The organism is Acidithrix sp. C25 (genome assembly GCF_904848545.2).
Window position 1 is genome coordinate 1263391 of the sequence record NZ_CAJHCI020000001.1, and the last position, 15208, is coordinate 1278598.

Here is a 15208-nt window from a genome sequence, read left to right on the forward strand (position 1 = left end):
ACGTTTCTGTTTCTGATGTCGAGTGGCGGGGAGGAACTTGCCCTCCCCGCTCTCACAGAACCGTGCGTGAACCTCTCAATTCACACGGCTCCTAGCGAACCGACTTTTGGTATTACCCCAAATGACCAGTGAGCCCAAAGATTGGGTTCACGTTCGGCTATTTGAGATAGGTATTTCCAAGCATTTGCTCGTATGCTAAGTCGCCTGTACTTTTTGCGTGCCCATCTAATCAAATAGATATTGATACGTCGGAGGAGTTGGCCTAATCTGGATTTGTAGAAGCGTCCATAGTAGTTGATCCAGCCTAAGATCACCGGGTTGTAAAGCCTGGCGAGTTCGGCTATGGTTTGGCCTGTTTGGAGGTGAATACGAAACCGCCTAAGTTCTCTGCCCATTTCTTCTACCGCTTTATCTGAAGCCGCTGGCAGGAAGTTGTTAAACTGCTGCTTGAACTTATTGCGGGCGTAGCGTGGTGCAAAGGTAAATCCTAGAAAGTCAAAGCGTATTTGTTCGAACTCTCCTTTACGGTTGGAGTCCTTACAATAGACGATTTTGGTCTTTTGTGGATGTAACTCCAACTTGACCTGCGTCATTCTCTGACCTATAGCCTCTAGGATCTCTTCGGCTCGTTTCTTTGTTTCCACATGTACCAAAAGGTCATCCGCGTATCGTTCAAACGGGGCATAGGGTAAGTTCTTTACCATCCATTTGTCAAAAGCGTAATGTAAGAACAGATTCGCCAAAATCGGAGAAATCACCCCGCCTTGGGGTAATCCTTGCTCTCGATCTATTAGTTGTCCATCTTTGTTTTGCATTGGAGCTTTCAACCAACGTTTGATGTAGAGAATTATCCATGGCTCTGATACGTGCATAGAGACAGCTTTTAGCAGCAGTTCATGATCTATTGTGTCGAAGAAGGCCTTGATATCTAGATCAATGACCCAATCGTACTTCCAACATCTCTTGCGTGCTTTTTCAATGGCATCATGGGCTGAGCGATTCGGCCTGTAACCATAGGAGTCTTCGTGGAAGACCTCTTCCAATCTTGGCTCTATGTAGGCTTTAGCTACCCCTTGGGCGATGCGATCTTTGACGGTTGGAATACCTAGGATTCTTTTACCGCCATCTGACTTGTCTATCTCGACATATCTAGTTGCCGCTGGAAAATAACTTCCAGAAGCCATTCGATTCCAGAGTTGGTAGAGATTGTTCTTTAGATCCATCTCAAAGACTGAGATGGACTGCTTATCAATCCCTGGTGCTCGCTTTGTGTCTATTGTGATTGGCTTTTGCCTCTTTGTATGCTTTAAGTACGACGTACTTGTCTTTTGTCAAAAGCTTTTTCTTGTCGTGGTCTTGACATTTGATCCCTCCCCCTCAACTTTTACCTTGAGAAGTTGTTCATTTGCCAATTACAACTAGATCTGCTGTTCACTCCATCCCCTTGGCTCCATCCTCATTACAAGGACTTCGTAGCTACTACGGGATGGTCCGCCCCCAATCCATAGGCATTTGGTACTTTCCCTCTTGTTGATCTGCAACTTGTAGGTTTTTCCTCATCTTTGGGCTTAGCCCATGTGGGCTTAGCCAAGAACGTCTAGGACTGGGTTCTCATGTTCCACATAAACGCCTGATGTTAAGCTCACGCCACCTACACGCCGGATGCCCCCATATAGCCAAGGGGAGCACTAATTGGGTTAGTCTCCAAGTTGTCCCGAAAGTTCGACGTCCCTCGGTTTCGACATCATCCATACCAATTTCGAACGCTTCGTCAGTGGTTTGTTTTCACTCGTCTTCTTAACTCATACCTGAAAGAGTCATTGCTCTAACTTTTCCGTACCGCTTTGGACAACAGTCTTTAGCTAATGCCCCGTACGGTGGTTTGGAATCTCCTCCCAAAAGGCGATCCCGGAGGGCCTACCTCCATCATCTATGTAGCATTGCAGTGTGATTGTTATCAGCTTCTACATGATTTACAACCTCTTTCATTCATGACGCACGTCGTATCTTGAGTTGCTAAATCTTTAGTGCTCGAGAGCGGTTGGCTAACCTTGCAGTTATCACGGTAAAGAACTACGGCCATAAGTCCAAGCTCCCACGCTTCGATGTAGGTTTCCTCGACTTCTTCGACGATTGTTTCCTCTGGAAGATTGGCCGTCTTTGAAATCGCTCCAGAAAGAAATGGCTGAACAGCACTCATCATCTTGATATGGCCGCTCGCTGAAATAGAGTTCTCCCCAACGGCAGTCGCGAAAACCGAACGATGTTCAGGCCGAAGATGCGGCTCTGACGTTAGAGAGCTGCCGTTTACTATTGCCTCGAGAATAGCTTACCGATCAGACTCGCTGTAGCCGAGGCGCACAAGTGCTGATTCGACGCACTGTACAGGGAGGATCATATTTCCACCACCAACCAGTTTCTTGTACGAAACAAGCGAGAAAGCGGGTTCGACTCCAGTGGTACCACAGTCCATCAGGAACGAAATAGTTCCAGTTGGAGCAAGCAGCGTAGCCTGAGCATTGCGAACGCCAGAGGTACGAGCTATCTCTAGGGTGTCATCCCAGATTTGTGTAGCAGATGAGAAAAGTTCCGGCGAAACCAACTTCTCGTCGATCTTCCCCATTGCTTCTCGGTGCATATAAAGTACTTGAAGAACTGATTCGGCGTCGCGTGAGTATCCAGTTAACGGCTCAAGGCGTGCTGCAAGTTCAGCCGAAGTCATAAAAGCAACTCCGGTCATAAGTGCCGTAACAGTCGCTGCAAGCGCCCTTCCGCTGTCTGAGTCATAAGGCAACCCTAAAGTCATAAGAAGCGCTCCAAGGTTTGCATAGCCCAGTCCTAGCTGGCGATAAGACCGAGTGTTCTCAGCTATAGCCTCGGTTGGGTAATCACTGTGATTGATGAGAATATCTTGGGCAGCAAATACCAACCGGCTTACATGAACGAAGGACTCGACATCAAACGAACCATCATCACCCAAAAAAGACAGCAGATTCAGAGATGCAAGGTTGCATGACGAATTATCAAGTGAAAGATATTCTGAACATGGGTTCGACCATTTATCCGTCCAGCTTTTGGCGTAGTGTGCCAGTGATTGATTGTGGTATCGAACTGAAGTCCTGGATCGGCACACTCCCACGCAGCTTGGGCAATCTGACGCATCAGGTCACGAGCACGCATGGTGCGAAGTAATCCACCTGTCTTTACTGCTCTAAGTTCCCAGTTCTTGTCCTCGAGCACAGCTTCCATGAATTCATCAGTTACCCGAACAGAGTTGTTAGCGTCTTGGTACTGGACTGAAAATCCGTCCCTACCATCAACTCCCATATCGAAACCAGCATCCCTGAGCGCCCTAGCTTTGTGCTCTTCTACTGCTTTGCACCAGATAAATTCTTCAATTACTGGATGTGAAGCGTCAAGAATGGCCATCTTCGCAGCTCTTCTAGTTTCCCTAGTCATAAATTCGTTTAATTAAGGAATTAATCCCTATTTGTAGTGTTTTACCTATACAGAGGTACATTTCACTACACTTAGTAGAAAAATGGAAAAGAAGATCGGTCGACCTGCTTACAAGGTTGTTCTTTCAGACAACGATAGAAAGTTCCTAGAGGGTGTAATCCGCAAGACCACCTCTCCACAGTCTCACGTAACTCGTGCCAAGATTGCTCTTGGAGCTGCTGATGGCCTTAGCCACGAAGAGATCGTTGAATTGTCCGGTGTCTCAAGCTTTACTGACTCTAAGTGGAGGAAGAGGTTCTCTCTCTTTGGGGTATCAGTTCTATCTGATGCTCCACGAAGTGGAACCCCAAGAATCCGGAGCCCGCCAAAGAAGTTGTCACTTCCACACAATCTAAGCTACCTCCTTTCGGCTCCCTTTTGATACATTTCCAACCGAACTATTCGTAGGAATAATTGGTACCTCTGCTACTGAATCGAAAGTCTCTGCACCTACCCGATATCCACCTTCGTGGTTTAGATTTGTGCTGCTCCCACCTACAGCGTCGCACCGCTTAGCACGTATCTCGATTTGTTCGACGCTATGGGCCCGTTGGGGAGTTTCAAACCATTACGAAGGGGTGTCTCAACTGCACAATTCACACTCACTTGGGCTCAAATCGCAACCCCCGTCACACCCAAAGAATTAGGGACCTCGTGTACCGGTGAATGTCAGGATAGTTGACGCATTTGCCTGCTTTCAGATTAATGGCCATTTGGCCATTTTGAGCCGTTTTAGTCTCTCTGATTTCGCGGTTTCTCGCAACGATTATTTCATCGTGGATGATCACTTCGCAAGCGATTATTGAAATGTGCATAAACGCGGAGCGTTTAAACACAATTCAACAATCTTTGACCGCTTTCACCAACAGTTTTCTTCTGCTGCTACTACCAACTAAGTCAAATAGTCATTGAAGATACTTTAGAACTAGCAGGCAAACTTTGACTAACGACCGATCTATCTCGCGGTGGTGTGGTCCATGTTCTCGCCAGGTGAGGCTCCAATCTCTCACTTTGGAGTTGACCCACCTCTTTGGATTGAGTTCCTTTGTTCTCTTGTAGAGCTCGGCTCGCTTTGAGAGTACCTCCATATGGTTACCTTCGTGGACATCGTGTGGAGTGACGAACTTTAGAGCACTATGGCGGTGGTGGTAGTTGTACTAACTGACAAACTTCTCCACCCAGATCCGACTATCTGCAAGGCTTTCAAATCCTTGAATAAGGATAACCTGGCCAGTACTTGGTTGTACGAAAGAGCGCCTCGATGTGAGGGTTGTCATCTGATATTGAAAGGTCGTGAGTTAGAGGTGGTGATTCCCATCTTGTAACAAAGCTCCAGTAGAGATGATCCTTTCATCGGTGAGCCGTTGTCACTATGTAATATCTTTGGAGCTCTTCCTCCTTCTAGGAGGGTTGCTCTTCTTACTACGTCGCTAAGTTGCTGAGACGATTCGCATCCATACACTTCGTAACCAACTATCTTTCTTGAATATAGATCCATTACGAAGTACAGGTAGTAGTAGATACCACTAGCTGGTCCACGGAGCCAAGAGATGTCCGTGACCCAAATTTCAAGTGGACAAGTCGCTAGGTGACTAGGTGTACCACGCTTGACTTGCTTTTTAGCTCTACCCCTGTGGTTGTTTTGCTTGTTATCTCGAAGAATACGATAAAAGGTAGATTCTGATCCGAGATATATACCCTTATCAGCTAAAGATGGAACTACTTGACTTGGTGGAAGTGATGAGTACTCCTCTTTGTGGAGCGTATCTAATATCTCTTGACGTTCTGATTCATCAAGGGCAAAGCTTGGTTTAGCCTTAATGACAAAGGGACGCTTGTCATGGGTATTCGCACCTTCAGCCTTGGAACCTCTGGTAACTGCGTAGTGACAGACCGAGTTCCTTAACCGCTAGTCGTAATCTAGCTCCAGCATTATGAGCTTCATCAATAAGTTCTACTGCGAGTAGGCGATCTGAGGGAGGAGATCATTGTAACCCCTTTGTCCCTCGCCAGAATAGCCTCGGCTTTTCCTTAGCCTGAATCCACAGAATTGGACCAGCTTGAGCCCTTCGGTGTGACTCTGAGTCGGTTTTTCGGAACTGATTTAGGTTTGACGGAGCGTCTATGACTCGTAACTGGTTTCAGAGTGCCAAATATGACCCATTCGCTTTGTGATTGAGCCTGTTTGGTCATTTTTGAGATTCTGAAATCTCATTTTGGCCATAGTGACCTAATCCCTTGTCTTCTAGAGCAGTTGTTTCAAGTAATATTCAGTGTGTTAGGTAACCAGATCTTCAGGTGATGGCGATCTCAAACTTTCTGATCCGATCAAGAGCCTCTAAGAACTTATCCTTATAGTGCCAGTGTTCTTCAAGATGCAGTATTACTTTTCTAGCTGAACGAGTGATATGTCCTGCGATCTGAAAGTAACACCGTCGAAGCTTTGGTGTGGTTATTACAGTTTCTGCAATAGCACCTATTTGTGCAGTTGCACCGCGCCAGGTTGTGTGCAGTTACACCAATAACTAACCAGACCAGAGCTAACCAGACCAGAGCCAACCAAACGGCATTAGCGTTCATGTATCTGGATGGAACATGATTCCACCTAGAACCTCCTTTGAGATCCTTGATGACTAGTTCGATCTGGGCATGTGCTCGGTGATCAGCCTCAAGGAAAAGCGTTTCGCCTTGTCGATCGGTAATAAATGCGTGATAGTCATAGTCTCTAAATAGTGCCAGCTGAGACCCTGGAGTAGGCTTTGTTCTTCCTACGATAAGACGAACGTCTTGTCTATCTTTTGCAAATGCGCGATATTTGACTTCTGCTACATCAGCTCCACCTTCAAGCCAGTAGGGAATTGAAGTCCAGGCATCCTCTTGGATATCGGAGATGATACCTTTTAGTCTCTTGGACATCCGTGTTGTAATGCAAAAGCGAACATCACCCGCACTAGCTGCGTCTCTAACGGCTCTTGAGTAGAACCCAGAGTCAAAACGCATGGTTATTTCACCAGTTGCTCCAGCGGCTCTGGCATTGTTGATTACCTGAGTTACAAACTCCCCGGCACCACGAGCGGTATTGGCGTTGCCTTCACGTGTCACTATTCCAAGAATGTCACCTGTTTTACCAACTGCTGCTAGGTGTGGGTGATACCCCCTTACTTTGGTATAACCAAAGTAAGCTCCTTCTTTTTTGTTTCCATATACCTGACATATCGTGGAATCAACATCAATGGTGAGCGGCTCATCACCTGGACCTGCTCCAGCTAGCCAGGCTCGTTTTAGCAACAAAGCTGCAACTCGTTCAACATCTGCGATGTCACTGGTCTCAAAACTACGCAAGAAGACACCAAGAGTGGATGGTGCTGGCATTATCTGACCAAGGATAACTTGCGCATTTGGGCTTTCAAGGATTGCAGTGTCATCAATGCAATCACCACCGGCCAAAATGGAGGCCACGATAGCCATAGCTTTTCTGCCAACATTTGCTCGTCCAGGACGATCCTCTAGGTCAATGTGTAAATCAAAGAGATCCCTAAGGCCAAGTCTCTCAGCAAGGGTGATAGGGAGTATTAACCCACTGTTGGAAACTGCGTTCGAATCGTCAAAGGTGACTATCAAACACTCTAAAGCACTAGCAGATGCTCGCATCTAAAAGGTGCTCCTTGAACTGATAGATTTGAATTGTGTTCAAACATCATTCTACCAGTTCAGAGCACCTTTTCTATGTCTAAATCAAAGTTGAGCGGCTAAATTTTCGGTGGATCCAGGCTTAGTCAGGGCAAATCATTTCAAGAAATGCAGCATCTCGAGCTCCACTTTTTCAATGTAAATCTTTTCACCGTCAAACTAGCGTTACCTCCGGAACCATCTTTCATCGAAGTCATATCTCTTTTTCCGAGTGGTTTTCTGCTATCTATCTATTGTCCAACGACAAGCGTGGTCTTTCGGCTACTACCCCCTAGCCATCAGAGCCCTTGCTAAATTCGTTCAAGTATCTTATTCGACTGGCTGGTTGATGCTAAATAAGCTACCTAAGGCAATGGCTGAGCGCAATGGCTGACCGAAATGGTTTATACAAACTTGGAGAAAGCGTCCAGATAGATGAGTTCTTTTTAGGTGGTGAGAGCCATGGCGAAGGCTAAAGAGGAAAGGGAACAAAACAAACCAATGTTCTAATGGGAGTATCGATTAGCAATGGTGCTCCTACTCATTGCTTCATGGAAGTAATCAAAGATACCACTGCTAAATCACCCAAAGATGTTTTTGTGAGATGTTTAGATTCCGACACCAAGCTGATAAGTAATGGTGACCCAAGTTACGGGGTATGTGCTGCAAGACCTTGGACTAGCGCATTGGTTCACTTTATCCAAAGACAAACAAGCACACGTAACATTCAAATGGCTCAAGATCCTAAATTGGAAACTGCAAGAAATTTATCGACGGAACATACCACGGAGATGAGGAACATAAGCAACTTATGTCTCGAGGAATTCGCATACCGATTCAACGCAAGGCACTTTGAAATGTCATTGGTAGAGCGACTTCTCAATACATGTGTGTTTGCGTCTCCACATCCGCTACTCCGCGAATCTGACTCCAAAATGGCTCTTGCCTACGAAACTTGATAAGTATGTTATCAAATGCCGCCACTGTCTCGTCAATGTCTCAAAACCACACTTACACCGGCCTAATTTGGCTCATGGGCGTGAAGCAGTGAGAGACGAGGTGGATTAATCCATAAGGCAAATCCCATTGGAACCTTTAGTAATACCACACAGACTACGATAGCGTAGTAGAAGTTACAGTTCTAAAATATAAAGTTGATTCAATTGCTCCTGTGAGTGATACCCAATACGAATAAACAGGTCAGATGTTAATTAAGATTCTTCGGCGCGCCGTGCCGCCTTATAAACGCGCTATAGCAATAGTTATAAGTCTCATTGTGATCCAGACCATCGGCAACCTCTACCTGCCAAATCTAAATGCTAACCTAATCAACAATGGCGTAATCACCGGCAATTTGAACTACATCATCAAGAGTGGGATTGAGATGATAGTAATCACCCTCGCCCTCGGTGCAATCTCTGTGGTGGCCGTCTATTTCGCCTCTCGAACCGCAATGGGAATCGGGCGCGATTTGAGAGCTATGGTCTTTTCTAAAGTCCAATCGTTCTCACAATATGACATGACCCTCTTTTCTACCGCATCATTGATCACCATGAATACCAACGATATTCAACAGATTCAACTCTTTGGACAGGTTGCCTTGACCATGATGGTAATGGCACCAGTTATGGCAGTCGGTGGGGTAATAATGGCGCTCAGAGAGAACGCCAAGCTCTCTTTAGTGATCGTCGTCGTCGTACCATTGATGGCATTAGTTCTCTATACCATGATCAAATTGGTCGTACCACTCTTTCAGTCGATCCAGGCCAAGATCGACCGTATCAATCAAGTCCTACGTGAGCAGATCACTGGTATTCGAGTTGTACGCGCATTTCTCCAGACCGAGACGGAGAAAGACCGATTCGAAGTTGCAAATGTTACCCTTACCGAAACCTCAATCAAGGTCAACCGCATCTTCGCCATCGCGATGCCAACTCTTATGGCCATTCTGAACCTCTCATCCGTCGCGGTGGTTTGGTTTGGCGGCCACCTTATCTCCAGCGGATCTATGCCAGTTGGAAATCTCGTAGCCTTTATCACATATATCACCCAGATCTTCTTTTCAGTTATGATTGCGGTCTTTGTGGTTTCACTCCTACCGCGAGCGATCGCATGCTCTGAACGAATCGAGGGCGTTCTAAATACCACACCGTCGATTCAAGAACCACAAAATCCCATGGCTCCAACTACAATTACAAAAGCCATCACCTTTGAAGAGGTGAGTTTTGGATACAGTGGCAGCGAAGAACCCATTCTGAAAGATATCTCGCTGAAGATCCTCGGCAATCAAACGACAGCAATTATTGGTGGCACTGGATCCGGAAAGACAACACTACTCAATCTGATCCCAAGATTCTATGACCCAACAGCAGGTAGGGTCATGGTCAACGAAGTTGACGTTTCATTGCAAGATCTTGAGACGCTATGGAAAGAGATCTCAATCGTCCCCCAATCTGCATTTTTATTCAGAGGTACAATCGCCGACAATCTACGCTTCGGAAATCAAGATGCCAGCGATCAAGAACTCTACAAAGCGCTAGAGATCGCCCAAGGCCTTGACTTTGTTAGGGCTATGGCCGGAGGGTTAGAGGCTAAGATCGACCAGGGCGGTACCAACGTCTCAGGAGGACAGCGCCAGCGCCTAGCAATAGCCCGAGCACTGGTGAAAACCTCGCCAATCTACCTCTTTGACGACTGTTTTTCAGCACTCGACGCTACCACCGATGCCAATCTTAGAGCGGCCCTAAAGCGTGAGCTTAGTGATGTCACCGTGGTGATTGTCGCCCAACGGGTAAGTACGATCATGCATGCCGACCAGATCATCGTTTTAGACGAAGGTAGAGTCGCCGGCATAGGGAACCACGAAGAGCTCCTCGCTACTTGTCAGGAATACCAGCAGATCGTCGAATCTCAACTAAATCAAGGAGCCCTCAAATGATGCGAGGTGGTCCACAAAACGCCAGACTTCCCATAGGAAAATCGAAAAATACCAAGGCGACAGCAAAGGCGATGGTCAAACGCTTCAATCCAGAGGCGCATTTTTTAATAGCGGCCCTGATCATTGGTTCGTTTGCAGTCGCCTTCTCGGTGGTTGGCCCTAAATTGCTAGGCGACAGCATTAACGTCATCTTCAATGGAATTGTCGCATCCAACTCCAAGGTCAAAGCCTTGATGTCTCTTTGTCATCAAAACCAGGCCTGTGTCACCCACTATCTAGTAACCCACGGCCAAGCTCATCTAGCTTCAATGCTCTCGGGTATGGCTTTGAGCTCCAATGGCGGCGTCAACTTCCACCAATTACTTACCCTCTCAGGCGAGACCGCTGGTGCCTATGTTTTAGGTTCCGTTCTCAGCTGGATGCAGGGCTTTATCATGGCTGGGGTAGCACAGCGAACGGTAAAAACCATGAGAAGTGACGTAGAGAATAAGCTTGCCAAGCTTCCTCTCTCCTACTTTGACACACATCCCCATGGCGACATTCTCTCTCGGGTCACAAACGATATAGACAACATCTCCACAGTGATCCAACAGGGGCTTAGCCAGCTCTTGACGTCGATTTTGACGATCATAGGAGTCTTGGTGATGATGTTTTGGATCTCCCCCATCCTCGCAGTTGTCTCTTTAATCACGGTACCTTTGGCAATCTTTGGCGCAGGTCAGATTGCAAAGAGGTCACAAAAGCAATTTACCTCACAATGGAAGGAGACCGGCGCTCTAAATGGTCACGTCGAAGAGATGCATACCGGCCACAACTTGGTTAGAACCTTTGGCCGATCTAAGGCCTCAATGAACACCTTCAACTCCATGAATGAGAGGATGTACATTGCAAGTTTCAAGGCCCAATTCCTCTCTGGGATAATACAACCGATGATGCAGTTCTTCTCGAACCTCAACTATGTGACCATCGCTGTAATAGGTGGATATCGAGTAGCAACTGGCGCTATGTCGTTTGGAAACGTCGTCGCCTTTACACAATATGCACGACAATTTACCCAACCAATGACCCAGATAGCCAGTCAGATGAACCTTCTCCAGTCTGGCCTTGCATCAGCTGAACGGGTATTTGAACTTTTAGACGCTCCTCAAGAGGTCGAACTAAAAGATCTAACAACTCTCAACTCGACCATAGCCGGCCATATCAAGATGGATAACGTCTCATTTTGCTACGCAGTCGACAAGCCGCTGATCGACTCCTTTAGCCTCGAGGTTCTACCTGGGCAGACTGTGGCGATCGTTGGCCCTACCGGAGCCGGAAAGACAACTATAGTCAACCTCCTGATGCGCTTTTATGAGATAAATTCGGGATCGATCACCCTAGACGGGATGGACTACTCCAGCCTTTCGAGGGAGAGCGTTAGAAGTTCCTTCGGGATGGTCCTACAAGATACCTGGCTCTTTGGCGGGACAATTTGGGAAAATATTGCTTATGGCCGACAGGGTGCGAGCCACCAAGAGATCGAAGAAGCTGCAAAAGCTGCATTTGCCGATCGATTCATTCGTACTCTAAACCACGGTTATGATACACACCTAGACGGGGAGGCCTCGGGCCTCTCCGAGGGACAAAAGCAACTCCTTACGATAGCCCGAGCCTTCTTGGCAAAGCCAACGGTTTTGATCCTTGACGAAGCAACCAGTAGCGTAGATAGCCGAACAGAAGTACTTATACAAGACGCAATGGCTCGACTGCGCCAGGGACGCACAAGCTTCGTGATAGCTCATCGTCTATCAACGATTAGAAACGCAGACATAATTTTAGTGATGGAATCTGGCCGCATTGTCGAAAAGGGTCACCACGAAGAGTTGATCGCATTGCGCGGCGCGTACTTCCGCCTCTACAATAGCCAGTTCACCGAGGCATCAGTCGTTGACATTTAGCCGCCTTGGATGCCTCAAACTCTGATAACTCATGGCGTGGCTAACTAGATTTATAAAAAGCTAATGGAGACCGAGCTTGCTGGCAAAAGCAAAGACAGCGATCTTTGCTACCCTCCAACCAGAGTCCACATATAGGCTCCGGTCGTCCATTGTGGTAGTTATTGGTGAAACGACTACATCGAGTTCGATGCTAGAACCAGACTGACTCGCCCACTAGAGTCGCCCACTAGAGGTGTCAGTGGCATCACGGTCTTCTTTTGCCAAACGGTACTCTTTTGCTATTGCGACGTCGCCGCTGGATCAACTCATCGCCAGGAGCAAGAGCCTCAAAACACACCATCAATCTCACTCTTTCGCCTTGATAAGAGGCCCTACAAAGCGAAATCCAACCTACCAAGATGTCAAAGACCCTTAGTGGTCACTCCTAGTCCGCGTTCTGGGTCACAAAACCAATGGCACCTTTTTGCTATACAAAAGCAACGTAGTTATGAAGTCTTTGCCATCATCGCCTAGGGATAAAGCAAACAAAAATCTTTAGAGTCAGTCATCTTTTCATCAAATTCACCGCGTTAGATCAAAGATTCGAGACCAAATGATTGTTAAAGATGAGTAAAAATCTCCTCTCACGGCGGTTCATGCGAGAGCCGAAATTCATAATAATGTGCATTAAAGCGTTTCAACTTAACAAATCGTAGAGTTTATTAAATAAATGATCAGAAGATACTGAGAAAATCACCCAGTTGATCGTCCGGATAGCAACGATCTTATAGATCTGACCCAAAAGAGATAATCGGCCACTTCCCTGAAACCATAGCGGAAATGGTGCCGTCCATGACACTGCCTTCGCAAAAGGGCACCACAGGTAAAGATATGCCTCTTTGGTCGACCTCCAAATCGATCGCCTAGGTCCATTACCCTCTTTGATTTCAAGTACATTAGATACAAATCAACGAGAAGAAGGCATGGAAAATGGAAGCCATCTTCTCGTGAGCACACGATTTTGACCTGCCAGTACAACTCTGCATATCCGCTACAAGCCACGAAATACTACAATTCGGATCCAGAACACCAAGGCAAAACGGCATAACTCAATTGACCCTGCCAACTTCGGATCACGCTTAGTAACAAGATCAGTGATTATATATCTATTGTTCTAAGGTGATTCTCGCCACCACCTTTGATCGCAATAACACCTTAAGCTTCAAGTGTTAATATTATTCGGATCAATACGATAACCATTGAAGTTAGAACGTTCATCCATATCTAAATAAGAAAATGAACCTTTGGTGATCCTTTCTGCCATATCTAGTGATGCTGAAGCAAACCGCTTTTATATATTTTATTACTAGGGTCATAATAACTAAATAAAGTAAATCAGCGCGCAACATAATTTTTCCTGAAATATGAATAGAAAAGCTGTCGATGGAAACAAAAAATACACAATTCAACCAAGTGCAAGAATTATCACCAAGTCAATGTCTTTATTGAGAGGCTATAAATCTCGGCATAATATCTAATTACAATAGAATTCAACTACTCAAAGATGATTCATTACCGCTAGATATCCACTTAACTGACGCTGAACAGCCGATGATCAAAACTCACCGGACTTATTGTCACGCTCCTAGCTCAAAGGAGCCTCGCTAGAGACAATAATTGGTAGACCAGCACCTTTAGGCGGCATAGAAAACTCAGAGTTTGAATAATCGCCAAAAGCTAGAACTGGAATCTACCAAATAATGCAACCATGAGGTAGGATCAGATTTCCTTTTGAAACTAATACCCTACAATCTCCCATTCTGTCGTTCCGACTAACCACAAAGTAAGAGTTGTCAAGGAAAGATCTGCGAGGTTTGACTACCCTATCAGCGCCCTTTAAACGGTTACCACCCATTGAACGGAAGGTGGAAAACAAATGAATAAGATATAAATCTTTTGCAAACTGAATACAGTTCTCATAATTTGATGCTAAATTTTGCACATCTGAGGGGTTCAAAACAGGAGGAACATTGAATAAGAAAGTAGCGATTACGCTCAGCAGCACAGCACTAGCACTTGTGCTTGGCGCTTGTGGATCGACCAGTAGCTCAAGTACTGCGACCACTGCGGCATCGTCGTCAACGAATTGGGCCACAGCCACATCAGCTCAAGCCGGAGGCGGTATGAGCGCTCTAATAGCTGCGGCCAAGAAAGAAGGGTCGCTCAACGTTATAGCGCTACCACCAGGTTGGGCGAACTATGGCCAGCTAATCTCATCCTTTGAGAAGAAATACGGAATTACTATCACAAGCGAGAACCCAAATGGTTCATCAGCCCAAGAATTAGCAGCTCTAAAAGCGGAAAAAGGAACTTCCAAGGAGCCTGATGTTGTTGACGTAGGACCATCATTTGCCCTTCTCGGTGCCTCACAGGGTCTCTTTAGCCCATACAAAGTTGCTGAATGGAGCCAGATCCCAAGTAACTCTAAAGATGCAGCGGGAAACTGGTACTATGACTACGGCGGCTACATCTCAATTGGATACAATGCGAGCGCTTTTGGCTCAAATCCCCCAACGAGTTTCGCTAGCCTTCTACAACCTCAATACAAAGGTGCAGTAGCCCTCGATGGAAATCCAACGAGCGCAGGTGCCGCTTTCGGTGCAGTATATGCTGCTAGTCTCGCAAATGGAGGCTCCCTCTCCAATATCCAGCCTGGACTCAACTACTTCAAGAAGCTCGCTGCTGCCGGCAACTTCGTACCAGTACAGAGCTCCCCTGCTGTCATTGAGAGCGGCCAAATCAAGGTCAACATCGACTGGGACTATCTAAATGCTGCTTATGCAATAGCGACAAAGGGCAAGGTCAACTGGAAAGTATTCGTACCATCTAATGGTCAATACGCCTCTTACTATGCTCAGGCAATCTCGGCTAATGCTCCACACCCAGCTGCTGCTCGCCTCTGGGAAGAGTACCTTTATTCCGCCGCAGGGCAAAACCTCTACCTAAAGGGGCTTGCTCGTCCGATCCTACTTCCAGCCATGCAAACGGCCGGAACTGTCAATTCGACCTATCTGAGCTTGCTGCCTACGGTTACTGGGCAACCTCAGTTCCCAACTGGATCACAGCTCTCTGCAGCCCAAGCACTGGTTGCAAACCAGTGGCCATCAATAACAGGCTAGTTTAGATA

At 46.5% G+C, this 15208-nt stretch carries 7 protein-coding genes and 2 pseudogenes; 5 read left to right on the forward strand and 4 right to left on the reverse strand.

Features of this window, described 5'->3' with window-relative positions; genetic code table 11:
- Positions 1-80: 80 nt before the first annotated feature.
- Together ltrA and ACIDITHRIX25_RS91990 are read right to left on the reverse strand one after the other, a co-directional pair.
- Complete coding sequence (ltrA, locus tag ACIDITHRIX25_RS91985) at positions 81-1223, reverse strand: group II intron reverse transcriptase/maturase (RefSeq protein WP_249685607.1); 1143 nt, start codon at positions 1221-1223, stop codon at positions 81-83.
- A 734-nt stretch (positions 1224-1957) separates the two neighbouring features.
- Positions 1958-3459: pseudogene (locus ACIDITHRIX25_RS91990) on the reverse strand (adenosylcobalamin-dependent ribonucleoside-diphosphate reductase).
- A gap of 82 nt (positions 3460-3541) precedes the next feature.
- On the opposite strand from ACIDITHRIX25_RS91990, the gene ACIDITHRIX25_RS91995 reads away from it, so the two are divergent.
- Positions 3542-3880: a helix-turn-helix domain-containing protein gene (locus ACIDITHRIX25_RS91995; RefSeq protein WP_052604390.1), complete on the forward strand. Its 339-nt coding sequence runs from the start codon at positions 3542-3544 to the stop codon at positions 3878-3880.
- 891 nt (positions 3881-4771) lie between these two features.
- On the opposite strand, the gene ACIDITHRIX25_RS92000 is transcribed toward ACIDITHRIX25_RS91995, so the two are convergent.
- A complete protein-coding gene (locus tag ACIDITHRIX25_RS92000; protein WP_201732955.1) occupies positions 4772-5320 on the reverse strand; it encodes a DDE-type integrase/transposase/recombinase in 549 nt (182 codons plus the stop codon).
- 569 nt (positions 5321-5889) lie between these two features.
- Positions 5890-7149, reverse strand: a complete 1260-nt coding sequence (locus ACIDITHRIX25_RS92005; protein WP_201732803.1) for an IS1380 family transposase — start codon at positions 7147-7149, stop codon at positions 5890-5892.
- Positions 7150-7270: 121 nt separating this feature from the next.
- Here ACIDITHRIX25_RS92005 and ACIDITHRIX25_RS92010 point away from each other — a divergent pair.
- The 4 genes and pseudogenes from ACIDITHRIX25_RS92010 to ACIDITHRIX25_RS92025 all read left to right on the forward strand — a co-directional run.
- Positions 7271-8126: pseudogene (locus tag ACIDITHRIX25_RS92010) on the forward strand (IS1595 family transposase); the annotation flags it as partial.
- A gap of 245 nt (positions 8127-8371) precedes the next feature.
- On the forward strand, positions 8372-10105 hold the full coding sequence (locus ACIDITHRIX25_RS92015) for an ABC transporter ATP-binding protein (RefSeq protein WP_201732804.1): 1734 nt from the start codon (positions 8372-8374) through the stop codon (positions 10103-10105).
- Entirely contained in the window at positions 10102-12042 is a 1941-nt protein-coding gene (locus ACIDITHRIX25_RS92020; RefSeq protein WP_201732805.1) for an ABC transporter ATP-binding protein, read from the forward strand. The genes ACIDITHRIX25_RS92015 and ACIDITHRIX25_RS92020 overlap by 4 nt, the downstream gene beginning before the upstream one ends.
- 2009 nt (positions 12043-14051) lie before the next feature.
- Positions 14052-15200, forward strand: a complete 1149-nt coding sequence (locus ACIDITHRIX25_RS92025) for an ABC transporter substrate-binding protein (protein ID WP_201732806.1) — start codon at positions 14052-14054, stop codon at positions 15198-15200.
- The last annotated feature ends 8 nt before the right edge of the window (positions 15201-15208 follow it).